The sequence below is a fragment of the Ancrocorticia populi genome (assembly GCF_003123745.1).
GTDB classification, from domain to species: Bacteria; Actinomycetota; Actinomycetes; order Actinomycetales; family Actinomycetaceae; genus Ancrocorticia; species Ancrocorticia populi.
Genome location: NZ_QETB01000005.1, coordinates 1 through 26059, shown reverse-complemented (window position 1 = coordinate 26059; position 26059 = coordinate 1). Strand labels below are relative to the sequence as shown.

Annotated in this window: 24 protein-coding genes; 9 read left to right on the top strand and 15 right to left on the bottom strand. The window is 58.8% G+C overall.

Annotation, left to right across the window (positions count from 1 at the left end; translation table 11 throughout):
- The first annotated feature begins 26 nt into the window (after positions 1-26).
- The 3 genes from DD236_RS09380 (at position 27) to mgtE (ending at position 4155) form a co-directional block, all read left to right on the top strand.
- Positions 27-2282 (top strand): heavy metal translocating P-type ATPase, encoded by a 2256-nt coding sequence (locus DD236_RS09380; RefSeq protein WP_207785785.1) that lies wholly within the window; start codon positions 27-29, stop codon positions 2280-2282.
- Positions 2279-2578 (top strand): metal-sensitive transcriptional regulator, encoded by a 300-nt coding sequence (locus DD236_RS09375; protein ID WP_109094143.1) that lies wholly within the window; start codon positions 2279-2281, stop codon positions 2576-2578. The genes DD236_RS09380 and DD236_RS09375 overlap by 4 nt, the downstream gene beginning before the upstream one ends.
- A gap of 221 nt (positions 2579-2799) precedes the next feature.
- Positions 2800-4155: a magnesium transporter gene (gene mgtE, locus DD236_RS09370; RefSeq protein WP_109094142.1), complete on the top strand. Its 1356-nt coding sequence runs from the start codon at positions 2800-2802 to the stop codon at positions 4153-4155.
- A gap of 3 nt (positions 4156-4158) precedes the next feature.
- Here mgtE and DD236_RS09365 read toward each other — a convergent pair whose 3' ends face one another.
- Genes DD236_RS09365 through DD236_RS09350 form a run of 4 tightly spaced genes read right to left on the bottom strand, consistent with a single transcriptional unit; the run spans position 4159 to position 7767 of the window.
- Positions 4159-4761, bottom strand: a complete 603-nt coding sequence (locus DD236_RS09365; protein ID WP_109094141.1) for a CbiQ family ECF transporter T component — start codon at positions 4759-4761, stop codon at positions 4159-4161.
- Positions 4758-5465 (bottom strand): energy-coupling factor ABC transporter ATP-binding protein, encoded by a 708-nt coding sequence (locus DD236_RS09360; RefSeq protein ID WP_109094140.1) that lies wholly within the window; start codon positions 5463-5465, stop codon positions 4758-4760. The genes DD236_RS09365 and DD236_RS09360 overlap by 4 nt, the downstream gene beginning before the upstream one ends.
- Positions 5462-6043 (bottom strand): biotin transporter BioY, encoded by a 582-nt coding sequence (locus DD236_RS09355; RefSeq protein WP_109094139.1) that lies wholly within the window; start codon positions 6041-6043, stop codon positions 5462-5464. The genes DD236_RS09360 and DD236_RS09355 overlap by 4 nt, the downstream gene beginning before the upstream one ends.
- Positions 6044-6087: 44 nt before the next feature.
- A complete protein-coding gene (locus DD236_RS09350) occupies positions 6088-7767 on the bottom strand; it encodes an MFS transporter (RefSeq protein WP_207785784.1) in 1680 nt (559 codons plus the stop codon).
- 195 nt (positions 7768-7962) lie between these two features.
- Here DD236_RS09350 and DD236_RS09345 point away from each other — a divergent pair, with 195 nt between their 5' ends.
- The gene (locus DD236_RS09345; RefSeq protein WP_109094137.1) at positions 7963-9093 is read left to right on the top strand and encodes a 6-phosphofructokinase; all 1131 of its coding nucleotides are present in this window, start codon (positions 7963-7965) and stop codon (positions 9091-9093) included.
- Here DD236_RS09345 and DD236_RS09340 read toward each other — a convergent pair.
- The 3 genes from DD236_RS09340 to DD236_RS09330 all read right to left on the bottom strand — a co-directional run bounded on the left by DD236_RS09340 (position 9090) and on the right by DD236_RS09330 (position 12069).
- Entirely contained in the window at positions 9090-9320 is a 231-nt protein-coding gene (locus DD236_RS09340; protein ID WP_109094136.1) for a type II toxin-antitoxin system antitoxin, read from the bottom strand. The genes DD236_RS09345 and DD236_RS09340 overlap by 4 nt on opposite strands.
- Positions 9321-9332: 12 nt before the next feature.
- Positions 9333-10298 (bottom strand): SPFH domain-containing protein, encoded by a 966-nt coding sequence (locus DD236_RS09335; RefSeq protein ID WP_109094135.1) that lies wholly within the window; start codon positions 10296-10298, stop codon positions 9333-9335.
- A 133-nt stretch (positions 10299-10431) separates the two neighbouring features.
- Positions 10432-12069, bottom strand: a complete 1638-nt coding sequence (locus DD236_RS09330; protein WP_109094134.1) for an FAD-binding protein — start codon at positions 12067-12069, stop codon at positions 10432-10434.
- Between the two features lie 69 nt (positions 12070-12138).
- Here DD236_RS09330 and DD236_RS09325 point away from each other — a divergent pair, with 69 nt between their 5' ends.
- Positions 12139-12720: a TetR/AcrR family transcriptional regulator gene (locus DD236_RS09325; RefSeq protein WP_109094133.1), complete on the top strand. Its 582-nt coding sequence runs from the start codon at positions 12139-12141 to the stop codon at positions 12718-12720.
- Positions 12721-12879: 159 nt separating this feature from the next.
- On the opposite strand, the gene DD236_RS09320 is transcribed toward DD236_RS09325, so the two are convergent.
- Both DD236_RS09320 and DD236_RS09315 read right to left on the bottom strand, forming a co-directional pair.
- On the bottom strand, positions 12880-13824 hold the full coding sequence (locus tag DD236_RS09320) for an NADP-dependent oxidoreductase (RefSeq protein ID WP_109094132.1): 945 nt from the start codon (positions 13822-13824) through the stop codon (positions 12880-12882).
- A 123-nt stretch (positions 13825-13947) separates the two neighbouring features.
- A complete protein-coding gene (locus tag DD236_RS09315) occupies positions 13948-14916 on the bottom strand; it encodes an asparaginase (RefSeq protein ID WP_109094131.1) in 969 nt (322 codons plus the stop codon).
- 294 nt (positions 14917-15210) lie between these two features.
- On the opposite strand from DD236_RS09315, the gene DD236_RS09310 reads away from it, so the two are divergent.
- Both DD236_RS09310 and DD236_RS09305 read left to right on the top strand, forming a co-directional pair.
- Positions 15211-15807 (top strand): short chain dehydrogenase, encoded by a 597-nt coding sequence (locus tag DD236_RS09310; RefSeq protein ID WP_109094130.1) that lies wholly within the window; start codon positions 15211-15213, stop codon positions 15805-15807.
- A 32-nt stretch (positions 15808-15839) separates the two neighbouring features.
- Entirely contained in the window at positions 15840-16262 is a 423-nt protein-coding gene (locus tag DD236_RS09305) for a DUF1801 domain-containing protein (RefSeq protein ID WP_109094129.1), read from the top strand.
- A gap of 38 nt (positions 16263-16300) precedes the next feature.
- Here DD236_RS09305 and DD236_RS09300 read toward each other — a convergent pair whose 3' ends face one another.
- The 4 genes from DD236_RS09300 to DD236_RS09285 form a co-directional block, all read right to left on the bottom strand.
- Positions 16301-17563 carry an AI-2E family transporter gene (locus DD236_RS09300; protein WP_207785783.1) on the bottom strand — a complete coding sequence of 421 codons (1263 nt, stop codon included), beginning with the start codon at positions 17561-17563 and terminating at the stop codon, positions 16301-16303.
- A gap of 323 nt (positions 17564-17886) precedes the next feature.
- A complete protein-coding gene (locus tag DD236_RS09295) occupies positions 17887-18399 on the bottom strand; it encodes a lipocalin family protein (RefSeq protein ID WP_109094128.1) in 513 nt (170 codons plus the stop codon).
- Positions 18400-18635: 236 nt separating this feature from the next.
- Positions 18636-19334, bottom strand: a complete 699-nt coding sequence (locus DD236_RS09290; RefSeq protein ID WP_109094127.1) for a YqeB family protein — start codon at positions 19332-19334, stop codon at positions 18636-18638.
- Between the two features lie 10 nt (positions 19335-19344).
- Positions 19345-19938 (bottom strand): TetR/AcrR family transcriptional regulator, encoded by a 594-nt coding sequence (locus DD236_RS09285; protein WP_109094126.1) that lies wholly within the window; start codon positions 19936-19938, stop codon positions 19345-19347.
- 142 nt (positions 19939-20080) lie between these two features.
- On the opposite strand from DD236_RS09285, the gene DD236_RS09280 reads away from it, so the two are divergent.
- Positions 20081-21205 (top strand): FUSC family protein, encoded by a 1125-nt coding sequence (locus DD236_RS09280; RefSeq protein ID WP_109094125.1) that lies wholly within the window; start codon positions 20081-20083, stop codon positions 21203-21205.
- Positions 21206-21394: 189 nt separating this feature from the next.
- Positions 21395-23617 (top strand): MMPL family transporter, encoded by a 2223-nt coding sequence (locus tag DD236_RS09275; RefSeq protein WP_109094124.1) that lies wholly within the window; start codon positions 21395-21397, stop codon positions 23615-23617.
- Between the two features lie 13 nt (positions 23618-23630).
- On the opposite strand, the gene DD236_RS09270 is transcribed toward DD236_RS09275, so the two are convergent.
- Together DD236_RS09270 and DD236_RS09265 are read right to left on the bottom strand one after the other, a co-directional pair.
- On the bottom strand, positions 23631-24188 hold the full coding sequence (locus tag DD236_RS09270) for a MarR family winged helix-turn-helix transcriptional regulator (RefSeq protein ID WP_109094123.1): 558 nt from the start codon (positions 24186-24188) through the stop codon (positions 23631-23633).
- A 145-nt stretch (positions 24189-24333) separates the two neighbouring features.
- Complete coding sequence (locus DD236_RS09265; protein WP_109094122.1) at positions 24334-25200, bottom strand: SDR family NAD(P)-dependent oxidoreductase; 867 nt, start codon at positions 25198-25200, stop codon at positions 24334-24336.
- Positions 25201-26059 lie beyond the last annotated feature (859 nt).

Below are 26059 nucleotides of genomic sequence, written 5' to 3'. Positions count from 1 at the left end.
AATCATAGCGAGGTAAAGGACTGATTATGGCAGCGGCCCCCGTTGCGGAGACAAACATCGAACTAGACATCACTGGCATGAGCTGCGCCTCCTGCGCCGCCCGCATTGAGAAGAAGCTCAACAAGCTCGATGGCGTCAGTGCAACCGTCAACTACGCGACGGAAAAGGCCGCAGTCAACGTACCGTCTGGATACGATCCCCTCGCGCTCATCACCACGGTTGAGGATGCCGGGTATGGAGCCACGCTCCCCGCTCCACCTAAGGCAGGCGAAGAGGAAGCGCCAGCTACCGAGAAGGATCTGGAGCTGGAAACGCTCCGGCAGCGGTTCATTATCTCCGCAATCCTCGCAGTGCCGGTGATTCTCCTCGCTATGATTCCAGCCCTCCAGTTCACCAACTGGCAGTGGCTCTCCCTCACTCTGGCCTCCCCCGTGATCGTATGGGGAGCATGGCCATTCCATAAGGTGGCGTGGAAGAACCTCCGCCACGGCGCCACCACGATGGACACGCTGATTTCGATCGGAACATCGGCGGCCTTCCTCTGGTCCCTCTACGCCCTCTTCTTTGGAACTGCTGGCGAACCGGGCATGACACACACCTTTGAGCTCACTGCCCACGGGATGGACGGCTCGGCCAACATCTACCTTGAGGTTGCCGCGGGCGTAACCACCTTCGTTTTGGGAGGACGCTACTTCGAGAAGAAGTCCAAGCGCGAGGCAGGCGCTGCCCTGCGCGCCCTCATGGAGTTGGGAGCCAAGGAAGTGACCGTCCTTCGCGGCGATCAAGAAATCCTTATCCCGATCGAAGATCTGCGCGTTGGCGATCAGTTCATCGTCCGTCCGGGCGAGAAGATCGCGACGGACGGCGTGATTACCGCCGGCCAGTCCGCCGTTGACCAATCCATGCTGACCGGCGAATCGGTGCCCGTTGAAGTGGGCGAAGGTGATTCCGTCACCGGAGCAACTATCAACGCAAACGGCCGCCTCACGGTTCGCGCCACCCGCGTGGGCCCCGATACTCAGCTAGCCCAGATGGCCAAGATGGTAGAGGACGCGCAGTCCGGCAAGGCCGATGTGCAGCGTCTAGCGGACAAGATTTCGGGCATTTTCGTTCCGATCGTCATCACGATCGCCGTCATCACGCTGATCGGCTGGATGATCGCCGAAGGCTCGTGGTCCATGGCCTTCACGGCAGCCGTTGCCGTGCTGATCATCGCCTGCCCCTGCGCCCTCGGCCTAGCAACACCAACCGCACTTCTGGTGGGAACCGGCCGCGGCGCCCAGATGGGCGTCCTCATCAAAGGCCCCGAGGTACTCGAATCCACCCGCAAGGTAGACACGATAGTGCTAGATAAAACCGGCACGGTCACCACTGGCACCATGACGGTCACCGATGTAGTTGCACTGAAGGACCGCCAGGAACTTCTCTCTCTGGCCGGCGCGGTAGAAAACGCCTCCGAGCACCCCATCGCCCGCGCGGTGGCCCAGGCCGCGAACGCTGAAATCGGCGCGCTACCCGAGGTCAATGACTTCTCCAATGAAGAGGGACGCGGCGTACGAGGGATGGTTGAGGGAAGCGAGGTCGTCGTCGGTAAAAACGAAGGCGTCACTCTCCCGGCCGAACTCGCGGAAGCGAAAACGAAGCTCGCGGGCAAAACCGTCATGACGGTAGCCGTGAACGGAAACGCAATTGGACTCATCGCCGTGGCCGATACGGTCAAGGACACCTCCGCCGAGGCGATCAGCCAGCTCAAGGGCCTCGGGCTTACACCTATCCTCCTGACGGGCGATAACCAATCCGTGGCCGATCAGATCGCGGGCCAGGTGGCTATCGATCAGGTGATCGCGGAGGTGCTGCCCGCAGATAAGGCCCAAGTGATTACTGACCTGCAACAGCAGGGCAAGGCCGTAGCGATGGTGGGCGACGGCGTGAATGATGCCGCGGCGCTGGCCCAAGCAGATCTGGGCCTGGCCATGGGAACCGGCACCGACGTGGCCATTCAGGCCGCGGACATTACTCTGGTGCGCGGGGATCTACGGGGTGCCACGGACGCGATCCGGCTATCCCGCCGCACGCTGGGCACGATCAAGGGCAATCTTTTCTGGGCCTTCGCCTATAACGTGGCGGCGATCCCGTTGGCCGCGTTCGGAATGCTCAACCCGATGCTCGCGGGCGCGGCGATGGCCTTCTCCAGCGTATTCGTAGTCTCGAACAGTCTGCGCCTACGCGGCTTCACGAGCGTGATTCGTGAGACCGCTTCCAAGGAAGGGGCAAGCAAGTGAACGAAGATCATCATCAGCACGGCTATCTCCATGAGAAGGACCAGTACTTGGCACGCCTCAAGCGTATCGAGGGACAGGCCCGCGGCATCTATCGCATGGTTGAGGACGATAAGTACTGCATCGATATTCTCACCCAAATCAGTGCGATGAAGAGCGCTCTAGAGAACGTGGCGCTCGGGCTGCTGGACGAACACATGAAGACCTGCGTGATCGATGCAGCCCGCGAAAGCCCCGAGGCCGGCGATGAGAAGATCACCGAGGCATCCCGCGCGATCCAGCGGCTCGTGAAGTCGTAAACCGCGCAAATACGCGTTAGAGTTGATGGCGGTGCCTGCACATGGGCACCGCCATATCTATGAGCACACGGAAGGTGAGGTGGTTTCAATTGTCGAGTGACAGTAGTAATTCGATCAAGGGCACCTCGCCAGCCATCTCACTGCGCCCGCTGTAGCGGGTAGAGGGTTGGAGCAGGGGCCCACCACGGCATGCCCGCCCCACCCGAAAGTGAGTTACGCCGATGACGCGCGTAGAAGTTGACCTCAACGATGTCACGGAAGCCCTGCGCTCCGCCCTTGCAGACAATGACCTAAAGACGGCCGCCCACGAGATTGCCCCGATCTCCGTGGCCGAAGCCGTGACCGTTTTGGAGCGGCTCTCCACCAAGCAACGCGCCGTTGCCTACCGGCTCCTGCCCAAGGATGACGCACTTGACGTGTTCGAATCGCTGGACCCGGTGGTTCAGGGCGAACTGATGGGCGGCCTGCGCGATGAAGAGGTCATGACCCTCTTCGAGGGGTTGGACCCGGACGATCGCGTGTGGCTAATGGACGAGCTTCCGGCAACTGTGGCCGGGCGCCTGCTCCACGGCCTGTCCCCTGACGAGCGCCGCCTGACCGCCTCCGTTTTGGGCTACCCCAAGGATTCAGTTGGCCGGCGCATGAGCCCCGAGTTCGTGAGTGCGCACGGCGATTTCACGGTTGCCCAGACCATCGCCCGGGTACGCGAGCGCGCAGCAGACGCCGAAACGGTGTACACAATCCCAGTGGTGAATTCCAGCCGCGTTGTGATCGGGGTGGTTGAGCTCAAGGATCTGTTGGTGGCCGGGAACGAGGAGATCCTTAGCTCCCTCATGGAGGACCCAGAGATGGTTGGGGCCACCGAAAGCGACGAATCGGCGGCTCGCCGCCTCACGGACCTTGGGTTCTTGGCTATGCCGGTGGTTGATTCCGAGGCTCGGCTTGTTGGGATTTTTACGATCGACGACGCCGCACGCATCCTCGAATACGAAGAAAGCCAAGATGCTGCCCGCCAAGGCGGAACAGAAGACCTTCGGCGCCCCTACCTCTCCACTCCCATCTTGCACATTGCCCGATCCCGCGTGGTGTGGCTACTGGTCCTCGCAGTGGGCGCCTCGCTCACCGTCCAGGTCCTCTCCGTTTTCGAGGCGACCCTAGCTCAGGTGACCGCGCTCAGCCTGTTCGTGCCGCTCCTCATCGGAACGGGCGGTAACACGGGCAATCAAGCCGCCACCACGGTCACGCGAGCGTTGGCGCTTGGCGATGTTCACTCCTCAGATGTGTGGCGCGTGGCCGGGCGCGAGGTACGGGTGGGTTTCTTCCTCGGGCTGCTCTTAGGAGTGCTCGGCTTCGTGATTACCGGTGCCATTTTCGGGTGGAACATCGGGACCGTTATCGGCCTCACCCTGTTAGCCGTGTGTACCGTTGCCGCCACGATCGGCGGATGCATGCCGCTGCTAGCCAAGGCCATTCACGCAGATCCCGCAGTGTTTTCCAACCCGTTCATCTCCACGTTCACTGATGCGAGCGGACTCATCATCTACTTCGTGATCGCTAAGGCCGTTCTGGGAATCTAAGCCCTATTCGAGGCCCCGAGCGCGCAGCGCATCCGAGGTGGCAAGCCCGAAGCCAACAGCCTGGACCACGGCGGGGATAAGGAATCGCGGAGAGAGCCCTCTCAAGCCCCTAGCTCGGGCCGAATCCCGCACCGATCCGAACAAATCGAAGATGTATGGGATCGAGCGCCACATGAGTGCGAACGCCAGAGCGATCGCCTCCGGGTTTGCACCGCAAACCCGAAGTGGGCGGGCGGCCCTGGCAATGCTATCCATGAGGGCGTTGCTCGTGGTTGTCCACGTGACGATGCGAGCCAAATACATGATTGTGGTGACGTTGACGGCGTAGAGCACGCCGCGCATCGGAGTGGAGACGAAGCCGTGATACACGATGAGGGCGGCCATCATGACGATGAGCATCCACGGCAAGGAAAGGGCTACTCGCGCCGGTATGTGCGCTCCAAAGAGAAGCAGGGCAATCGCGAGCGTTAGTGCAAGGGCGCTCACCCATATGCTGCCAATGAAAAATGGGACGATCCCGATGAGCGCCATGAGCAGGTACTTGGCCCACACGGGTGCCCGGTGCATGAGGCTGTTACCCGCTCGGTACTGTCCCAAGAGTTTCATACGAGCGCCATTGCTTCCTCGTACTGCGGGATCACTGCAGCGGGGGCTCCGTCAGCCACAACCCGCCCGCCTTCAAGCCAGATCACCCTGTCCATCTCCGCCGCGAGCTCCAGATCGTGCGTGGAAACTATGAGCTGCTGGGGCAGCTGTGCGAACGCCCGGCGCAGGGTAAGACGGTTGCGAAGGTCTAGTAGCGTTGTTGGCTCGTCCGCCACGATGATCTCGGGTTCCACGGCCAGCACGGTGGTCAGTGAAACGAGCTGACGCTCTCCCCCCGATAGATCGTAGATGGACTGATCCGCCAGTTCGGATAGCCCGCGTTCGGCTAGGAGGGCAAGGGCTCGACGTCGTCGTAAATCCTTATCCGAAATCAAGGTGCGCAGGGACAACTGGATATCGTCCAAAGGCGTGGACATCACCAACTGGGCCGAAGGATCCGTGAAGACGTATCCAACCCGGCGGCGCACGTCCTTGCCGTGGGGGCGCGTATCGAGGCCCAGTACGGTGACCTGGCCAGCGCTGGGGAGAATGAGCCCGTTGAGGAGCTTCAGGAGAGTGGATTTGCCCGAGCCGTTGGAGCCTATCAGGGCGATCCGTTGCTCGGTGAAGGCTAGGTTGATGTCCGCGAGGAGCTCTTTTGAAGCCCCACGTACCTGCGAGGCGAAGTCCGGGACCTCAACCTTGACGCCTTCCAGCTGGATCATCGCGCCGCCAGCAAGCGGGGGAAGGCGCGGACGATCGCTAGGGCAAGCACGGCCGCCACGGCCACCTTGATGAGGTCGAATCCCACGAAACCGGCGGTGGTGACAAGGGCCGCGTTCAGGCCCATGCCGGCGTTGATCATGAGGCCGGCAACTCCCACGGCGTGGATTCCTGCTAGGCCACCGAGGCCCGCGACCGCTAGGCCGAGGAGGCCGCCGAGGCCAACGGGCCAGCGCCGCAAAACGAACGTGGCGATGGGCCCGGCCACCAGCGGCGCCACAACGTAACCAACGAGGTAGCCTCCCGTGGGCCCGGCCAGAACGCCGAATCCGCTCGCGCCCCCGGAAAAGATCGGGAGGCCCGCCGCACCAGCAACAACGTACAGGAGGTTGGCAAGCAGTCCGTCCCGGGTGCCGAGGATCATCGGTGCCAGCAGCACGATAACGATCGTCATAACGAACGGAACCGGGCCGATCATGAACCCCGGGATCAGCGCACTCACGGCGATGAGCGCGGCAAACACTGAGATGAGCGCGACGTTAGCACGTGTATGAGTCACAACAGTTCGTGTCTGGGTCATACAGCTAGCATAACTTACTTTCGAGTAAGTTACTGAAGCGTAGCTTAACTCACGGTTGGTGCCGGCTGCTCCCCTGCTTCGTCCTGAGCCGCTTCGTCCTGAGCCGCTTCTTCATGAATCGCAGCAACGGCTTCGGCGAATGCCTCCGCCTCCTCGATGGCTTGTTGTGTCGCTTCAAGCATCTCGTGCTCTTCCATGCCGCGTTGCTCGGGCTGACGGCACTCTTCAAGAGCCCTCTCGGCGGGCGAGCCGTCCGCGACGGCGCTGCCCAAAGTACCAGGCACGGCGGTGCCACGTAGCGATGCCCCAGCAGTTTCCGGCATGTACCACACACAAGCGAGCCCGATCAGGCAGGCCGCCATCATGTAGTAGGCGGGGAACGCTATGTCCCCAGTAACTCCGATGGCCCACTCATTCACCATCGCCGCCGTTCCGCCAAAGATCGAGGTTGCCACATTGTAGGTGATAGCAAAACCGGAGTAGCGGGCCTGCGTTGGGAAAAGCGAGGGGAACGTCGCGGTGATTGTGGATAGCTGCGGGATGTAGAGCAACGCCAGCGCTGCGAAACCAACGATCGCGAACCCGAAGTTGAATCCGATCAACTTAAACATCGGAATCGCCATGAGTGTTAGCGCGGCGAGCGAGAAGTACCAGACCGGCTTGCGGCCCGTATGATCCGAAACCCGTCCCACAATCGGCATCAATGCCATCATTGCTAGCTGCCCGATCAGCACAACCGTGAGCCCCATGGTTGAACTCAGCCCGATCTGGTGGTTCAGATAGGTGGGCATGTAGGTGAGCAGGGTGTAATTGACAACGTTTACGGCGATAACCAGCCCTGACATCATCAGCATGGTGCGCCAGTGATCGCGGATCAGACCGATGATTCCCGGTGCTGAGTCTGTTTCGGGAGAATCGGCTTCTGGATCGCCATCGCCATCTGTTGTTGACGCAGCCGAAGCTCCGTCCAGCTCCGTAAATACCGGAGTGTCATCAAGCCGTGAGCGAAGGTAGAAGCCCACGAGGCCGATCGGCGCGGCGAGCAGGAAGGGGATACGCCATCCAAACGCGCTCATCTGGTCCGGCGTGAGCGCAACCTCCATAAGCAGCATCAGTCCGGTGCCCAGTGCGAACCCGGCAATGGTTCCGAACTCCAAGAAGGAGCCGAAGAAGCCGCGACGGTGATCGGGAGCGTATTCGGCCATATAGGTGGCCGCCCCGCCATATTCGCCGCCTGTGGAGAATCCCTGAACAAGGCGCAGGGTGATGAGCAGGATCGGGGCGAGGATCCCCACCTGATCCACAGTGGGGAGCACGCCGATGAGGAATGTTGCGCCGGACATCATAAGAATGGTGGTGGCTAGCACGGTCTTGCGCCCCAGCCGGTCCCCCAGCGGGCCCCATACAAGGCCGCCAATGGGGCGAACAAGGAACGAGATCGCGAATGTGGCCAGAGTCAGCAGCGTTGCATTCGAAAAGCCCGCGAAGAAGTGCGAGGCGATGTAGCTTGTAGCAACCGCGTAGATACCGTAGTCATACCACTCCGTCGCGTTTCCTAGCGCGGAGGCCGCCGTAGCGCGGCGAACGGCGGAATCAGGAGCCGGGTGATCGTGCGATTTGCGGCTAAAGCGGCGCCTGTGGCGTTTTGGCTTGGTCTTCCGCGCGGATGCACCTTCTAGGGTGAACCCATCAAATTCGGTTGATTCACGTTGCTCAGAACTCACAGCTTCCTTCCGCTGCCTGCCCCGACAGCGCATAGCTCGCATGTACAGCGAAACAACATACGGGATCCCACATCATCGCTCAAGGATTTTCGGCGATAGCCAAATCGATGCAAATTCCTGCGCATACGCGCCCAGAGGTGTATGGGGCAACCCCACCTTACGGTAATCTGGGTCACTGTAACCGAGGAGGAACATATGGCCAAGAAGGCAAAACGCGTAGGTATTCTCACGGCTGGCGGAGACAGCCCCGGGCTCAACGCCGCGATTCGCGGTTTCGGGAAGGCGGCTATTGGCCACCACGGAATGGAGCTGGTTGGCTTCCAGGACGGAATCCGCGGACTGGCTGAGAATCGCTATGTGGAGCTGGATTCGTCATCTATGTCAGGGATCCTCACCGTGGGCGGCACCATCTTGGGAACCTCCCGAGACAAGGTGCACAAGATGCGCGTGGGCGATGAAACGAAGGACATGATTCCTACGATCATCGAAAACTGCGAGAAGGACGGGCTAGATGGCTTGGTGTGCATCGGCGGAGGCGGCACGGCGAAGAACGCGAATCGCCTAGCTCAGGCCGGGCTCAACGTTATTCACCTGCCGAAGACCATTGATAATGACATCGCACATACAGAGACGAGCTTCGGATTCTCTACCGCGCTCGGCATTGCCACGGAGGCCATTGATCGCCTTCATTCCACCGCCCACAGCCACCACCGCGTGATCGTTGTGGAGATCATGGGACACAAGGCAGGCTGGCTCGCGCTGGGCGCCGGGATCGCGGGCGGAGCGGACATCATCCTGCTGCCCGAAATCCCCTACTCCGTTGACGCCATCGCAGATTCCGTGCGAAAGCGTGCCGCCTCGGGACACAGCTTCTCCGTTGTGGCCGTTGCCGAAGGAGCGCGCGATCATCAGGATTCGGCGGATCTGGCCGCAGCTGAAGCACTGGTCAAGGGCGCGGGCAGCCCCGAGGCTAAGAATGCCGCGAAATCCCACCGCAACTCTGTGATTGCCTCTCACCGCGGCAACGCCTTCAAGCTAGCCGAAGCGCTAGAAGCAGCCACCGGCCTAGAATCGCGCGTGACCGTTCTGGGCTACGTCCAGCGCGGCGGCACACCCGACGCCGAGGATCGCCTGCTCGGAACCATTCTTGGTGGCGCCGGTGCCGATCTGGTGGCCGATGGCCACTACGGCGTCACCGTCGCCTCCCAAAGTCAGGCCGCCGTGCCAGTCCCACTCGACGACGTTGCGGGAAACCTGAAAACGGTCCCACTGGATCACCCGTGGCTATCGGCCGCGCGGCATGTAGGCACGTGTATGGGCGATTAATCGTCCTTCTTGCGTGGCCGGCCCTGCCCTCTCAGGGGCGGGGCCTTCGGGTCCCGCCCCGCATCCTTCAATGCGTCGCGCAGCACCACTTCGATCTGAGCATTGACCGATCGCAGATTGTCCGCTGCCCATTTGGCCATCGCTGCGTGTACGGCCGGATCTAGCCGGAGCAGCACCTGCTTGCGTTCGCGCTTGGCGGCCCCAGATTCTCCCGATTTCTCTGTCATGGAACGGCGTAACTAGGCGTACAGAGAGCTTGCGTTGATCACCGGGGTTGCCGCGTGATCCGAGGTCAGCACAACCAAGAGGTTTGAGACCATTTGTGCACGGCGCTCATCGTCAAGTACCACAACATCTTCGCTCTCGAGGCGGTCAAGCGCCTGCTCCACCATCGAGACGGCACCCTCAACTATCTGCTCGCGCGCCGCAATAATAGCTCCGGCCTGCTGGCGCTGCAGCATGGCTTGAGCAATCTCTGGGGCATACGCCAGCGAAGAGATGCGAACCTCGATAATTTCGAGACCAGCGAGGGCAACGCGTTCGGCCACCTCGTGGGCAAGCTCGCCCGAAACCTTGTCCGTACCTCCGCGCAGCGACGTCTCCCCCGCAGCTGGTTCATCATAGGGATGGATCGTGGCAACGTGACGAAGCGCCGCCTCCGACTGGGTTTTGATGAACTCCTCATAGTCTTCGATTGAAAAGACCGCGCGGGCAGTATCCGATACCTGCCATACCACAATGGCCGAGATGTTGATGGGGTTTCCGTCTGCATCGTTCACCTTGAGTTCGTTCGTCTCAAAGTTATGAACCTTAACGGAAACCTTCTTTCCATTCGTGAATGGCGGAACCAACACGAGTCCGGTGCGGCGCACCGTCCCGATGTACCGGCCAAAGAACTGACGCACAGACGTCATACCCGGGGACACAACAATCACCGATGCCATGGGAACCAGAGACACAAGTAGTAGAACAATTCCCACCACCAATTGGATGGGGCTTCCCCCACCGTCGAGCGCGATGGCGCCGAATATAACGAGAAGTGTTCCGCCAATCAGCAGAACGAGGGCCAGCAGAACTACCAAAAATGCTGCCGGGGAACTCCCGGACTTTGCCTTCTGTTCTGAGATCGTTGTGCGCACTCCACTGTGACCCACCGGCTCCGCGGCGGGTTCACTGTCAGGAGTGGTAAATGATTGTTCGCTCATGCTTCCCCCTTGAGTGTGGGGCAATCCAGCAGAACGAACTGCCCCGTATAAAACTGATATTAATATGATATCAGTTTTATACGGGGTCGCGGAAGTCTACTTCGTCGTCGTCAAAAACAACCCACCAACGTCTCTATGACTTTGCCATATGGCGCGCGCCGCGCAGCCCGAACACGGAAGCCGGCCCAATCGTGGAGCCGGGCCCCGGGTACGTGTGGCCCATAACCGTGGCGGTAGTGTTGCCTGCGGCATAAAGGCCCTCGATTACAGTGCCGTCCTCGCGGAGCACACGGGAATCCACATCCGTGACTAAACCGCCCTTAGTTCCGAGATCTCCGGCAACGATCTTGTAGGCGTTGTACGGGCCTTTATCCATCGGGCCAAGGCATGGATTCGGGCGAACGGTTGGGTCGCCATAGTAGCGATCGTAGGCAGAATCTCCCTTATGGAAGTCCTGATCAATTCCAGTGCGGGCGAAACCGCTGATGCGATCGGCCGTCTCCCGTAGGTTCGCTGCCGGAACGCCAATCTTGCCGGCTAGCTCATCGATGCTCTTTGCAGAATGCTTGAGGCCCTTTTCCTCCATCCCCTTCATCAGCCCGGGCTGGATGGAGAAGGTGCGGAAGTAGCGCTTGTTGTAGGGGCCGGACGTGATCATCCAGAAGTCTCCACCACGATCGTGATCGTTCATGTGGTGGCCGAGATCAATGTAGGATTCGGCCTCGTTCGCAAAGCGCTTGCCCTGCCCGTCTACGATCATCATGTACGGCAGCGCGCGCTCCCCCACAAGGAACCCGCCGGCCGGGCCATCGTCGAACGGAGCCAGCGAACCGCCCCACCACGCATCGTCCATGTAATCGACGGCGGCACCAAGCTCTTGTGCGAACTCGATTGGGCGGCCGAGGTTCCCGGGGTTACCCGAGGTGTAGCCGGTGACGTTCTGATACTTCTTACGCCATTCTTGATTCGATTCGAATCCGCCAGCACCCAACATGACGCCCTTGTTCGCGTAGATAACGCGCTCCCTGCCATTCTCCTTGACGCGCACGCCCACCACGCGGTCACCCTCGGTCTCTAGGCCAATAGCGGGTGTGTTAAGAAGGAGCGGCACATTCTTCTTAACCAGCGTGGCGTTGGCGAAGTGGGCAGCAAGTGCGCCACCAAGCCCCACGAGGGTCTTGCCGCGTACGAGGCCGCCGATCGTCCGGAATACGAACTGCGCTCCCCGGATGAATCCGGCTGGAGTGGACCAAGCGCGGCCCAAGAGCCACACGTCATTGGTGCGTACCGGGATCGGAACAACGCCACGCTGGGTGTCCTTCCATTCGCCGAGCTTCTTTACATCGAAGTTCATTCCTTCGATGGCGCGGCCGATCTTTCCGCCCGGAAGCTCGGGGTAGTAGTCCGGATAGTCCGGGTCTCGCATGAACTCCATGCCGTGGCGCTCGGCGGTGATAACGAAATCCTCGATACTGTCGATATATGCCTCGATGCGCTCTTGCGAGGAGGCCGGACCGGGCTCCCCGATTGTCTTAAGCATGTACTGAAGGGCTTCCTCACGTGAATCGGCCGCGCCCTCACGTTTCATCAGCGGGTTGTTTGGCAGCCACAGCCCACCGCCGGACATCGAGGTGTTTCCGCCCCATTGCTCGGTGCTTTCCACCATGATGACGCTGAGTCCTTCATCCACCGCTCCAAGCACGGTAGAGAACGCGGCGGCGCCACTTCCTACTACGACTACGTCGTACCTATCATTCTGTGTTGCTGGCATCCTAAATCTCCTTGAGGTTACTGCGGCAACTAACCGGACAGCCTTGTCCGGTTCAGTATACTCAGTCACATGAAAGCTACGCATCCGAAAGTTACGGCACAGAATCGGGGGCCTGCCGCGGCCGCCGCCAACCGGGATGCGATTCTGCAGTCCGCACGCCAACTCTTTGCCGAACGCGGCCTAGACGTCCCCTTCAGCGCCATCGCTCAGGAGGCCGAAGTGAGTCAGGGCGTGTTGTATCGACACTTCCGCTCGCGCGTTGATCTAGCGGTGGCCGTCTTTGAAGAAAACGTTGCGACGATCATCCGGGCTTCAAATATGCACGTCCACCCCGAGGATCGTTTTCATGCGGCATGGAAGCAGATGGTGGACCTGACCGTCAGCCACGTGGCGTTCATCGAAACCGTTGCAGAGTCCGCTCTGGATCCGCGGATTGAAGACCTCTCAGAGGAAATTCGGGTATTCCTCCGCCCAGTCCTCGCCGAGGCACAGGCCTCCGGAGCGGCGCCAGCCGACATTACGCTTGAGACCTTGTTTGTAGCCCTCCGCGCATCCTACGGCTTGGTCAAGACCCACCCAATCTCCGAAGGCTCGGCACGTGACGAGGTGGAGGGGCTGCTCGAGGCGTTGGGCCTGCCGACGGCTCCCTAGACGGGCGGGTCAGACAACCAAAGGTGCCGAGGACTCGATGCGGGCAACCACGTACCCCACCGTAATTGCAGCTGAAAGCTTCAGCGCAGACTTTTCCTTTGCAGTCGCACCAGAGATAACTTCGGCCATGAGCCGATCTTACTCTGGAGGGTAAGCGAGCTAGGCTATGTCCACCACGAGCTTTCCGCGGACGTGCCCATTTTGGAGCTCTGCATAGGCCTCTCGCACCGAGTCCGTGGTGAACGGGTACACGTCAGCAACCGTAACTTTCAGGGTCCCGTCGGCCACCAGCTTCGCAACCCGGCCCAAGTCTCCGAGCTGGGCATCGCGAGAGCCCGTTAAGCTTGCACCCTTCTGGACGGCCCCCTCCGTGCCAACGAGCGTGCCATACGTGCCCGAGCTCAAACCAAGTTCGAGAGCCAAATCAATATACTCTTCCCCGAAGCAGTCCAGAAGCTTCGTCACTGGACGCTGTGCGGCAGCCCGAACGCGCGAAGCAAGATCTGGTCCGTAGGCCACCGGCACCGCTCCAAGCGAGCGCAGATACTCAGCACTGGATTCACTGGCAATGCCAATCACAGTAGCCCCCACAGACGCAGCGAGCTGAACCACGATGGACCCCACTCCCCCAGACGCCGCGCTGATCACGATCACGTCGTCCGCCGTGAATTCCAGCGCACGCAGGCTGCCGCACGCGGTCAGGGCAGGGATACCTAGCGAGGCCGCGTCAACAAAGCTCAACCCCTCAGGTTTCTTAGCAACATCTCGGACGGATGCCACCAGATGATTGGCGAGCGCCCCATTGGGCTGATCGGTCTGGACTGCCTTCTTGATGGAGCCAAGCACTTCATCGCCCACGGCAAACTCGGCAACACCGCGGCCAACAGCATCGATCACGCCTGCGAAATCCTTTGCTACACCTTTGGGAAGTTTGGATTCATCTCCCCCAAACGATCCACTGAAGATCTTCCAATCCACAGGGTTAAGCCCCGCCGCCTCAACCGAAACTCTTACTTCGCCCTCGCCGGGCTCTACTGCCTGGGCCTCAACGATGTCTAGGACACTTGGCGTGCCAAAACCTTGATACTCAATTGCTCGATTCATGACATCCTCCGATGGTTCGTGTAATCACCTATTAACACGCTACGACCTCACAGCCGGGATGGGTAGTGCACTATTCAATCAGCAAAATTCCTGCGCAGCATCCAGAATCGCACTGTCTCACAGCTACCGCAGAGCGAACTCGCGCTCAATTTCTTCGCGGCTGGCCCCCGCCGAAATCAGCACCGTGAGCAACAGCCGTGCCTTCAAGCCATCCAAAGAACCCGCGGAAATCAGGCCAGCATCAAGCAGCTCCATCTCGGAGCCGGAATACTGATAGGTGCTGCGGAGCATCTCCCCCGATCCAGTGCGCGAAGCCAGCACAACCGGCATTTCCGTGACCAGATCGCGCAGGAACGGCACAGTAACCGCGCTCACGTGCCCGCCGCCAGCACCTTCAATGACGGCTCCCTCATACCCTAGGGTTTGGAGCTTGGAGAGGGCACGGCCGTCGTCGCCCAAAACCATTCTCCACAACGCAACGGGAGGAATATCCGGACCCAGCGAAAGCGCCGGGTTCCGGCTGACAAGGAGCCGGAGGCGAGGCGTACTCTCAACCACGTAACCCAGCGGACCGAATCCGGGCGAACCGAAAGTGTCCGGGGCGGCGATATTGCTCTTATGGACGAAACGGGCCGCGTGGATTTCATCGTTGAGAACTACGAGGACGCCCAGATCGCGAGCGCTCAAGCTGGAAGCTACTTGGAACGAGGCGGATAGATTCGCCGGACCGTCGGCCCCGGGTAGCCCGGGGTGACGCATCGCGCCCGTGACCACAATTGGCTCTGGCCGATCCCACAGCAGATCGAGGAGGTAGGCCACCTCCTCAATCGTGTCCGTTCCTTGAGAGACAACCACGCCAGAAGCACCTGCATCGACTACCTCCTGTGCGGTTCTTTGGACTGTTCGGACGTCCGCGAGAGTGAACGACGCCGATGGCCTCTGCATCATCTGATGAACCTCAACGGCGCCAACATCACCGATGCCTGGCACAGATGCGAGTAGATCGGCGCCCGTCAATGTGGGAACGGCGCCCGAACCTTCGGCTGCAGGAATGGAGGCAATGGTTCCTCCGGTGGCGAGGTACGCGATCACGGCCTTTTCGGTCTCCTCTCAGGGATTTGATCCCCAAATTACTGGTAACCAGCACAGTTGGAGCGCTTTCTTCCGCAGAACGCGCCGATACCCCACCTAGATTACTCAGATCCATCGCGGTCACGGTAACGGTGGGCTGCTTGGCCATCCTGATGGTCTCTGCGTTTGGGAGTGTTACTGACCGTCGCTCATGAGAGATAAGGGCCAATAATCTCCTTAGGAGATTCTGTACCACGCTCTGCTCATTCGCAGTGGATTGCTAGGGTGATAAACGAACACTGAAAGGAATAGATCATGAAGGTAATTGTTATCGGGGCAACCGGCAACATCGGTCACGTTGTCGCTACCACCTTGCAAGCACGCGGCCACGACGTGATTAGTGCATCCCGATCGGGCTATCCGGCGGTGGATATATCAGATCCGGATTCTATTGCGGCGTTTTTCGAGCAGGTTGGCAAAAATGCTGACGCGGTTGTGGTCACCGCCGGAGCTGTCCCGTTTAAGCCCTTCACCGAGCTCACGCGCGATGATTATCTGACAGCGCTCACGTCCAAGACACTGAGTCAAGTAGACGTCGCTTCTCAGGCCTTGAAATATCTGAACGATGGCGGATCGATTACTCTAACGAGCGGCGTGATCGCGCGGGCTCCGATTGCAACAGCCGCTGCTGCCGCACTTGCCAACGGCGCGATCGAGTCTTTCGTGATCACAGCTGCCGCCGAATCGCCACGCGGGATCCGCATTAACGCTGTCTCTCCCGACGTACTCGAGAACTCCCCACAGTTCCATGCAACTTTCGCCGGGCACCGCCCCGTGTCAGACGAGGAAATTGGCCGTGCCTACACGCTCGCAGTGGAGGGTGTAGGCACAGGCCAAACCATCACCGTGTAGCAGCAACCGCAACCCATAGGTAACATCAGGGCATGCCAGCCAAATCCCCAGCTATGGTGCCATCGGACCTCCCCGTAGAGACGGTGCTTGATCGCGCCATTGGGCCGCGCCGCGCCGAGGCCAATGAACTGGTCGCTTTGCTCGAAGATATCAGCGGATTCACACCCGTGGTGTGGGCGGGGCGCATCATTGGATTCGGCGAATATAAGTACAAGTACGCGTCCGGACACTCGGGCCGCGCTCCCGTTCTGGCGTACGCTCCCGGTCCAGCCAAACACACGCTCTACCTCAGCGAGAACTTCACCCAGCGTTGGCCGGAGCTGTGCGAGCAGCTAGGAAGCTACAAGGCGAGCAAAGTCTGTCTGTACATCACGCGGCTAGCCAAAACTGACCGCAACGCTCTGCGCCAGCTTCTTGAACTAACTCTCGCGGATACCCTCGATACTTGGGGATAGGCCGGACGTGCGCAGTACGGCATCGGCTTGACGGTTCTTCACTTTTTCTTAGCCCCGCGCTTCTTTGAGAGCCAGTTCTTGAAACGCCGCCATGGATTCTTCGTCTTGGGCTCGTCTGAATCCGAATCGTCGTCATTCTGGATATCGTCCCAATCGGCGCCTTTGATGACCACTCGGTAAAGATCGATCGTTGTCACTATAACGATCATGATGACCGGACCAAAGACGATACCAAGGAAGCCGAACATCCCGAGTCCGGCGAACACTGCCACCAGCATGAGTGCGGGCGACAGATAGGCACTGCGGGGGACGAGAATTGGCCGGAGGACGTTATCAATATTCGTGGTGATAAGAAGATGGAAGGCCACCACTAGAATGCCGCCAGGTACGTTTCCGGTCAGCGCCATAATAATTCCAAGAGGAATTGTTACTATGCCGCTACCCAGCGGAATAATCGAGAGCACAGTGAGGAAAATCAGGAACATGAAGAATCCTGCATGGATTCCCGCAATGTAGATGGAGAGCGCTCCCGCTGCGCCTTGAGCAAGGGCAATAACGAACTGCCCACCAACAGTTGCCTTAGCCATCGCACCGATCTTGGATAGGTAAATATCTGTGACCTCTGGGTCAAGCGGGCTGAGATCCTTGAAAACGCCGACAACCTTATCGCCCCTGCCCAAGAACGAGAGGAACACATAGAGGAAGATGATCGCCATCGTTACTGCCGCTGCGATACCACCCACGGAATCTCTGGCAAAGTTAAGAGCGAAGTCTCCCAAGCCAGAGGCAACGCTCGAGAATCCGGATTGTAGTTTCTCTGTCGTCAGTTCGAAATCAACGAACGGTACCTTGTCAAGAAAATCGTTGGCCATGTTCATGAGACGATCGCCAAGCTCGTTTATGTCCGTTTCGGATGCCCACTCGCTGACGTTATCGATCATCTGCTTGATCTGCGTTACCGCCATCGCGAGGATTCCCGCCAACGGAACGATCACGATGAGTAGCGCGCACAGCAGCGTCAATGCAGACGCCAGCCCAGCCTTCATCCGGTTCTTGAAGCGCAGATACAGCGGCCGGAAGAGGTAGGCAAGCACGCCCGCGATCGCGATGAGCTGCAGGTAGTCCCTCAAGAAGTAGCCACCGAACGCAAGCGCAATTACTACCATCACGGACAGTGCACGCTTCTGGTTCTGCGTGAACTTGCCATCCGGGGACTCCGCCTGCCCTATCGTCTGGCTGGCGGCGCCTGATTCTTTGTCGATTGGCGATTGTTTCCGAGATATCGCGTCTTGGTTCTCCACGAAGCCATCCTAGCGGTAGGCAGGTGAAGCCAGAACTAAAATCCTTGCCTTTTTCGCGGTGATCGCCGTGCGCCATGCCAAACTTTCGCGAGCGCATTCCAGATGGGGCTCTCCGACATGAGACCCACCTAGGAAGTGGACTCATCTAGGAGGAGAATCAGTGCATCCCACAGGAAAACGCGCACGATTGCCATGTGACTTTGGTGCACATGCACAGCCCCAACATGCCGTGATGCTGATCTTGTTTGTGCGCGCTTTCATATCGATGATAAGCAGCGCGAAGCCAGCCACGATCAGGATCAGATGCGTGAAGTAGGTGGCTCTTAGTCAGCTAGGGCTTCGTCGCTCACCTTGGTGCCGGACTGGACGGGGCGGATCCATTCGCCCAGGTTGAAGCCCTGTCGCCTAGCCTCCGCGAGATATTCCTCCTCGACCTCCTGAGAAACCCCGGGATCGCGCGCCAGCAGCCACAAGTATTTGTGATCCGGGGTCCCGACGAGGGCGTAGCGGTACTCGCCGTCGATCCTTAAGACCCAGTAATCCGCGGTGGTGAACGGGATCCAACGCAAGCCCTCGGGCAGGAAGCTGACCTTCAGCCGGGAGGTGGAATCGCCATCGGGCACAGCCCGGCCTATCGCCTGCGTGGGGCTACCTTCTTCGTTGATGCAGCGGTTGTCCACCCGCACCGAGCCGTCGTCGTCAATCGAGTAGCTTGCCGTGATATCGCGAGCACCTCTGTCCTCGAACTTCAAAGGGAGCCGGCCAACCTCGAACCAGTCCCCCAAGTAGCGCTCGAGATCGAGGTGTGGGATGGCTGTGACATCGTTCTCTGACATAGGGTTTCCTTCTTGGAGTCCGGCGGGCGGGCCGTCCGATGTTTCACTCACGCTAACAGGAGAACGGCCGATGAGCGAGAGCTGTTCACGCAGATGGTCGTCTTTTTCGCTGGCACCGGGCGATGGCCAACCGAAGATCCTCGAGCACAAGAGGACCGAACAAGACGTTTGTACCCTGTAACGCACCAAAGCCATTTACCTCGGATCGGAGAGTTCCGACATACTCGACATTTCAATCACCGCACTTCGTACTCGCGCGGTATGACACGTACCTGCTGTGTGCCGTTGCGGTCTCTCACGATAACCCCATGTGAGAGGAGCTCTTCCCGGAAATCCTTTGCGGCGCCGAAGTGTTTGTCTTCTAGTGCGTCCCGGCGTTGTCGTAACACTGCGTGCATCTGACTATCGAGCGCATCGTCGCCGTCGATCCACGTCTCGAATGACGATTCGTTGGGGTCTTTAGTGCCCTTCCAAGGGTAGCCCTGCAGTTCGAAAGCGCGGCGCATTTGGTCCTCGAGCGCATTATCTGAGCTGATCCGCAGGAGTTCGTTGGTGCGACGATCAGCTATGACGAGATCTTTTCCATCGGTGTAAACGCTGGCGATCCGCTCGCGTGCGACGCGTTGGTTGCCACTTTCACGGAACACAGTCACGTTCTGCCGGCTGATAACTACACTCCCATTTTCCTTCTGCCACTCATAAGCAAACCATCCGCCCACCGCTAGCCCAATCAGCGAGAAGACGGGAACAGCCCATGCCGAAGGTAAGTTGGCCGCAGCATTGAGCCAGGAAGGAGCACTCCCAAGGATTTCAACAATCCAGTTTACGACGGGCTTGACGATGTGCGCCGCCAAAAAACCGATCACAGCACCGGAGAGGCACATCGCTGACAGCCACGATCGCGGAACCGCAACTGTTGTAGATTGCTCAATCATGACGACCCTCCTAGTGGTGTGATTTTGGCGAAAGGTAGCCCAGTACGGTACGCCGGAGTTCGAGCCGGGGCGAGTAGCCCGGGCGAGCGTTGAGGTAGGCGGCATCGACAATGGCTTGCAGCCAGCTCGCCGTTTCTTCCGCATCGAGGCTCGCGTCAATGGATCCATCGGCAATACCTCGGGAAATGAGTGAGGCAATTCCACTCCGCAAGACGGAAGCAGTATGGTCAACTATTTCGAGCAGTTCAGGATCCTCACCAACGTGACGCAGAAGTTCCACGAGCATGCCCGAAGCCGAAGGATCGGAGGCATCCTTCCCCAGAGCCTCAACCAAATCGAGAACCGCTTCTAAAGGATCGCTTGAATCCACATACTTAGCGATCAGATTCTCGGCTGCCGGAATGTCTTTCTCGAACACCGCTCGGAACAGTGCCGCCTTGTCTTTGAAGTAGTAGAAGATGCTTCCGCTACTGGTACCGAGCGCGCCCGCAATCTCAGACACGCTCGTGCGCTCATACCCATGAGCCGCAAACAGCCTCCCTGCTTCGGAAGCTATTCGTGCACGCATCTGCGAGGTGTGTGCGGGGTCTACCTTTCGAGCCATCTCGTTCCATTCTTAATCTGACTAATCAGTTAAAGAATATATCGCAAACAAACCCACTTACCAAACATTCAGATTCACCCACGAAGAAACCTGGCTGCACGCGACTAGGCAATCTCTAATTCCGGAACACTACGATATATTCATGCACCACTTACGAGAACTTGCGAGACGCCCTGAATTAACCACCGGTTCAATACAAATTCTCAAGAGTGTACTGGCAGCGACCCTTGCTTGGTGGACCTCAATCACGCTGCTGGACTCCGAGTTGCCATTTCTAGCTCCGTGGACCGCTCTCTTAACGTTACACACCACCGTGTACCGCTCAGTATCACGTGGCACGCAGACCATTTTCAGCTCCGCCCTTGGTGTTCTCGTCTCATTTCTCATCGGCAACTACCTTGGTGTCAGCCTCTGGACCTTCGCGCTAGCCCTATTCGTCGGTCTCGTCATCTCGCTGATCCCTTGGATACGCGACGAAGGAGTTGCGGTTGCTACCACTGCGATCTTCGTGTTGAGCAGCGGATTCGGTGCACAACAGCCTTTATTACTTGACCGTATCGTCGAGGTGGGGCTAGGGGTAGCTATCGGGGTAACGGTAAACGTAATCTTCGTGCCGCCGCTGCGTGACCTGCAAGCTCACCAGTACGTCGATAGTATCAATCGGCGCATCGGAGACACCCTGACAGGCATGGCTGACGAGTTCACCTCATCGTGGGAGAAGGACCGTGCAGACGCTTGGTTCCGCGAGATCGAATCTATGAAAGACGAGCTTGCAACGGCCTGGCAGGCCGTCAATATCGCTCATGAGAGCCGAAGGCTTAATCCCCGCACTCGAATACCGGCACTCCGGCGGCATAGGAACAGCGTGGATTCGAAGGCCAATCAAACTAGCTATATAGATGTGCTGGCACGCGTAGATGAAACCATCTCCCACCTGCGGCACCTGGCCCGAACTCTCGATGATGTCTCCCAATTCGACTTTGACTGGGACTCACGATTTAGCGCGCACTGGAGTGCGATCATGCGTGATGTGGGAAGAGCTATTGCGGACCCTGACGCTCAGGTGGAGCCGATCGCTTCCCGCATCACCTCGCTGTCGCAGGAAATGGTCGATGACCAACTCCCTCGAGAGGATTGGACAATCTACGGATCGCTTATCACAAGCACACGCCAGATCGCCGTTATCATTGACGATGTTGCCTCCGCCCGAGAAGCACGAAGTCCAAGCGGCGATCCACATACCGGCCCTCGACCCATGGATGCGTAACGAACAACGGCTTGATCTCTCCACCCCGCACGCGCGCCGTGAGCCAATTGGTTAGCTCAGCCCTAAGAGTCCGCCAGCTATATCAACTTAGCTTATAGGGTGCTACGCTATCAGCTAGCTAAGCTAGCTAATTCATTTGTAGAGAGGTATCGCCATGAGTATTGCTTCAAATACAAGCGAAAGCGCGAAATGACGATGGCTCGCGGGCGGACCGAATCCTCCGGTATCACGCGTGGGCGGTCCCGCTGGGTCCGAACTCTGTGGCCCTCTTTCCTGATTCTTGCATGGCTAATTGGTGCGGCGATCGGAGGCCCCTACTTCGGCCGCGTTGACGAAGTTTCCTCGAATGATCAGGCAAACTATCTACCCGCCACCGCTGATGCCACGAAGGTTCAGGAACTCGTGGGAGAGTTCAGTGATTCGGACGCGATCCCCGCAATTGTGGTGTTCACAGCGGATGCCGCGCTGAGCGAGGAGCAACTTGAGACAATCTCTGCTCAGACAGCCGATCTGACAGCTGTGGAAGGCGTCGCTGAGCAGATCTCACCAGCGATCCCCTCTGATGATGGGCTGGCTGCACAAGCCTTCGTTCCGATCGATTCTGATGCGGAGGTCAGCAACGTCCTTGACCAATTGAGCCAAACGCTCAGGGAGGGCGCACCAAAGGGAGTGCAGGTCCACATCACGGGCCCGGCCGGCTTTACGGCGGACCTTCTTCAGGCGTTCGCCGGCGTAGACGGGTTACTGCTTGGCGTGGCGCTCATTGCGGTGTTCGTCATCCTCCTCGCGGTCTACCGGTCCGCACTGCTCCCACTAGTGGTCTTGGCAACCAGCATGTTCGCGCTCTGTGTGGCACTACTGAGTGTGTGGTGGCTAGCCCATTCTGGTGTGCTGCTGCTCAGTGGTCAGACGCAGGGGATCCTGTTCATCCTTGTAATCGGGGCGGCCACCGACTACTCGCTATTGTATGTATCTCGATATCGCGAGGCGCTTCGGAGCGAGCAGGACAAGTGGACAGCTACAAACAAAGCACTGCGCGGTTCCTTCGAACCAATCCTTGCTTCCGGCGGCACCGTTATTGCAGGCCTTCTTTGCCTCCTTTTCAGCGATCTCAAGTCCAACAGCACGCTGGGACCCGTAGCCGCCATTGGAATCGTCTTTGCGATGCTCGCCGCGCTCACGCTCTTACCCTCGTTATTACTTATTCTCGGCCGCTCCGCATTCTGGCCCCGCCGGCCCCGGTATGAGCCCGAAGTTGTCGATGCTGAGCACGGCGTCCACACAACCGGACTCTGGGCAAAGCTTGGCCGCCAGATCAAGGTAAAGGCCCGGCCAATCTGGACCGCAACAGCGGCGGCCCTCATCATCGGCGTCGTTGCCGCAACAGGGTTTAACGCCACGGGCGTTTCCCAGTCTGATTTGGTTATCGGGGACTCACAGGCCCGAGACGGACAAGACCTGCTGGGTAAGCATTTCCCTGGCGGTTCCGGGAGCCCCGCGCTCGTATTGGTCCAAGAGGACCAGTTACAGGCTGCGTCCGATCTGACGCTCGGGCACGCCGGGGTCAGCAGTGTCAGCGTTGTGACTGCCGATTCTCCCAGCGGCACGGCCCCAGTCACTTCTGACGGCATTCAGGCAGTCGGTAGCCCAGGTTCTGCTGCCCCGGATCCAACCGTCGTTGACGGCCAGGTGATGCTTCAAGCTACCCTTTCAGACGCCGCAGATTCGAGCGCCGCGCAACATACAGTTCGCGGCCTTCGCACGGAGTTAACGGATTTGACCCCCGACGCGCTCGTTGGAGGAGTGACCGCAACGGCGATCGATACCAATGACGCCTCAATCCACGATCGCAATCTGATTATCCCGTTGATACTGATCGTGATACTACTAATTCTCGCGGCACTACTGAGGTCGCTCTTGACGCCACTCTTACTGATCGCGAGCACGGTGCTGTCCTTCGGCACAGCGCTAGGGGTCTCCGCCCTAGTGTTCAACCATGTCCTTGATTTCCCCGGCGCCGACCCTGCCGTCCCGCTCTACGCCTTTGTATTCCTCGTGGCCCTCGGCATTGACTACAACATCTTCCTGATGACTCGCGTGCGTGAAGAGACTCTGGAGCATGGCACCCGTTCGGGCGTCCTACGTGGTCTAACGATAACGGGCGGCGTAATCACCTCTGCGGGACTCGTCCTTGCAGCAACATTCGCCGCGCTTGCTGTTATTCCCATCCTGTTCTTGGCGCAGCTAGCGTTCATCGTGTCATTTGGCGTGCTGCTCGACACTTTCGTCGTTCGCTCACTCTTGGTGCCCGCTCTGTGCTATGACATCGGGCCGGCGATCTGGTGGCCATCACGGCTCTCACATCCTCGCGACAAGGATGGACAGGATTTTCCAACCAAAGATCCGTCCTAAGAGGTCAGCTCTCTCACCAATCTATCCCTTCGAGAGAGAGCGCACGCGACGTGTCTTCTAGGAAGGCGATAATCACCTCACGCTCTTCGGGCGTCCGGTCCGCAGCAACCTTAAAGCGCTTGGCATGGTGCCTGCCTATGGTATTCATCGCAGACCTTCGAGTTTGAGCCGTGACACGAATAACTAGAGCACGGCGATCCTTCGGGTGAGGTTCTCGCACTATATGCTTGCCACGCTCAAGCCTGTCAAGCAGCTTTGTTGTTGATGCCGTGGTGATTCCCAGCTCAGCAGCGATCTCACCCGGCGTAGCGAGCTTTCCGCTGTTCTCACAGACGATCAGAAAACGAAGTGCCCGCATGTCCGTTCTGTTGAGTTTCATGTACTCTGTTGCGGCCTCGGCAACCTGATCTTCAGTCTCACGCAGCCTTCCCATCGCAGCCATCAGGAGATCAATCTGCTGCACGTCAGCTTCAGGAATGGATCTACGGTCCACCAACTCGCTTTCAGGGTCAGCAGAATCGAGTTGGTACACAGATACCGATTTGGCGCGACCCGGAGAGTGCTCGGACATGTTTTGAGGATATCAACAGCGCTAGTATCTAGCTCGGCTAATGACATGTTCCGCTAGCCATGCTTCGCCCGATGCCCCGTCTCTCAGTTCAGGCACGGGGCGAATTGGGAACGACGACGACGGACGCCCACCTCCGCAACACGCGTTAGTTCAGGTATGGGTCCAGAACCTTTAGGCAGTAATCCCAGACTGCCTTCTCATTCTCGGGTGTGTAGTAGCGTTCGCTAACCTTCTCCTCACCCTTCGGCCCGTAGTATCGGTCTGACACACCCTCGATCTCGGGCGAGGTCGCGGCGTAGATTGTCGGCTGGGCACCCTTCTCTGTTGAGCTAGCGAACAGGAAGGCTAAAGCGAAGATTGGCCGCAAATACCACGGTCGCTGGTTGGCCTCCCCCAAACTGCTCTTGGCCATCCCTGGATGCGTCATGTTCACGTCGATCGTATCGACGCCCTGTTCGCGGAGGTTCTTGCGCAAGGCGCGCATAGCCCAGATCACGTAGAGCTTGGATAGCCCGTAGGCGCGGGTGTAAGAGTAGTGATCCTTCAGCTCGATGTCATCCAGATATGGTTGACCGCCCTGAGCATGGGAGGCTGAAGAGACAGTGACGATGCGGCCGTGGCGGCTCTTTTTCAGGCTGTCAATGAGAAGAAAGGAGAGCAGCACAGGTGCGAATAGGTTAACCGTCATGGTCTTTTCGTGGCCCTCGGCCGTACCGGCCCAAGTGCTGCCGTATTGGTTTCCGGCGTTGTTGACTAGGACATCGAGACGGTCATACTTTGCCTGAAACTCCTCTGCCATGCGTTTGACCGAGGCGAGGGATTCCAGATCGGCAACGAGCACGTCCACGTCGGAATTGCCGGTTTCAGCACTCAGCTCTCGCTGGACTCTCAGAGCCTTGTCCCGGTTGCGGCCGTGGATAATTACGGTGTGGCCCTGCGTCAGGAACGCCTTGGCCTCTTCACGGCCTAGCCCGTTGGTTGCGCCGGTGACTAGTATGATCTTCTTTTCCATTACGTGTTTCTCCTGTTCCTGAGATCAATGCAGTAGCTGCGATGATTTCAGCTGCCATGACGGTATATACGGCGATCCGTTCGGGAATACCGTCGTATGCACTGCCTGCGGTGACGAGCAAGTAGCCGAACGCCGCGATTCCCAATATGCCTAAAGCAACGAACGTCCCACCAAGCACGCGGCTACGAACCAGGGCCCCGACGTTCACACGGCCGCTTTTGATTCAGGTGCGAGCGAGTACGGGGTCGGTCATGGTTGGTCTTCCACGGCGTGGCCATGGTTAGCTTCGAGGTAAGCGACCGAAATGATCGCGAGCTTGCGACTTAGGTTTGGACCCAGATGGGACACCAAATCGCCTCCTTATAGACCGCCGGTATGTTTACTTCACTGACGGTAACACACCACCGGTCTTAGGGCAAGAGACAGGTGGTCCAACATTGGCTCAAAATCTATGATGGAGGAGATAATTGGCTGATAGCCGAAAGGCTATGCCAATGTGCGCCGGATGAGATTCGAGAGCCTTTCGCGACGATTTCGATGATGTTAGTCTGTTTTCTGGCACTTTATGTGCCCTCGCGCAGTCGATGATGAAGTGCTCGTCTGAGACATTCGCGGAGAGGACTGGCTCTTGCTAGGACATGTCCGCGGTGGAGATTGCGCAACCGACCCCAACTTGGGAGCTGGTTGTACTGACCATGCCGCGAATGCGGCGCGAGAGAAAGGCGGGCATCATGAAGCGGCCTGGGGTTGGTGGAGGTTGTTGTTAGGCGGCCACGAGGGTGTGGCCTTTGTGTGTTTGATGGTACAAGGTTTCGTATTCGATGGGTGGAATGTCACCACATCCGGAGTGAAGCCGGCC

Coding starts and splice junctions, on each gene's coding strand:
- DD236_RS09380 (WP_207785785.1), top strand. CDS start 27: ATGGCAGCGGCCCCCGTTGCGGAGACAAACATCGAACTAGACATCACT.
- mgtE (WP_109094142.1), top strand. CDS start 2,800: ATGACGCGCGTAGAAGTTGACCTCAACGATGTCACGGAAGCCCTGCGC.
- DD236_RS09365 (WP_109094141.1), bottom strand. CDS start 4,761: ATGAAACTCTTGGGACAGTACCGAGCGGGTAACAGCCTCATGCACCGG.
- DD236_RS09360 (WP_109094140.1), bottom strand. CDS start 5,465: ATGATCCAGCTGGAAGGCGTCAAGGTTGAGGTCCCGGACTTCGCCTCG.
- DD236_RS09355 (WP_109094139.1), bottom strand. CDS start 6,043: ATGACCCAGACACGAACTGTTGTGACTCATACACGTGCTAACGTCGCG.
- DD236_RS09345 (WP_109094137.1), top strand. CDS start 7,963: ATGGCCAAGAAGGCAAAACGCGTAGGTATTCTCACGGCTGGCGGAGAC.
- DD236_RS09340 (WP_109094136.1), bottom strand. CDS start 9,320: ATGACAGAGAAATCGGGAGAATCTGGGGCCGCCAAGCGCGAACGCAAG.
- DD236_RS09335 (WP_109094135.1), bottom strand. CDS start 10,298: ATGAGCGAACAATCATTTACCACTCCTGACAGTGAACCCGCCGCGGAG.
- DD236_RS09330 (WP_109094134.1), bottom strand. CDS start 12,069: ATGCCAGCAACACAGAATGATAGGTACGACGTAGTCGTAGTAGGAAGT.
- DD236_RS09325 (WP_109094133.1), top strand. CDS start 12,139: ATGAAAGCTACGCATCCGAAAGTTACGGCACAGAATCGGGGGCCTGCC.
- DD236_RS09320 (WP_109094132.1), bottom strand. CDS start 13,824: ATGAATCGAGCAATTGAGTATCAAGGTTTTGGCACGCCAAGTGTCCTA.
- DD236_RS09310 (WP_109094130.1), top strand. CDS start 15,211: ATGAAGGTAATTGTTATCGGGGCAACCGGCAACATCGGTCACGTTGTC.
- DD236_RS09305 (WP_109094129.1), top strand. CDS start 15,840: ATGCCAGCCAAATCCCCAGCTATGGTGCCATCGGACCTCCCCGTAGAG.
- DD236_RS09295 (WP_109094128.1), bottom strand. CDS start 18,399: ATGTCAGAGAACGATGTCACAGCCATCCCACACCTCGATCTCGAGCGC.
- DD236_RS09290 (WP_109094127.1), bottom strand. CDS start 19,334: ATGATTGAGCAATCTACAACAGTTGCGGTTCCGCGATCGTGGCTGTCA.
- DD236_RS09285 (WP_109094126.1), bottom strand. CDS start 19,938: ATGGCTCGAAAGGTAGACCCCGCACACACCTCGCAGATGCGTGCACGA.
- DD236_RS09280 (WP_109094125.1), top strand. CDS start 20,081: ATGCACCACTTACGAGAACTTGCGAGACGCCCTGAATTAACCACCGGT.
- DD236_RS09275 (WP_109094124.1), top strand. CDS start 21,395: ATGACGATGGCTCGCGGGCGGACCGAATCCTCCGGTATCACGCGTGGG.
- DD236_RS09270 (WP_109094123.1), bottom strand. CDS start 24,188: ATGTCCGAGCACTCTCCGGGTCGCGCCAAATCGGTATCTGTGTACCAA.
- DD236_RS09265 (WP_109094122.1), bottom strand. CDS start 25,200: ATGGAAAAGAAGATCATACTAGTCACCGGCGCAACCAACGGGCTAGGC.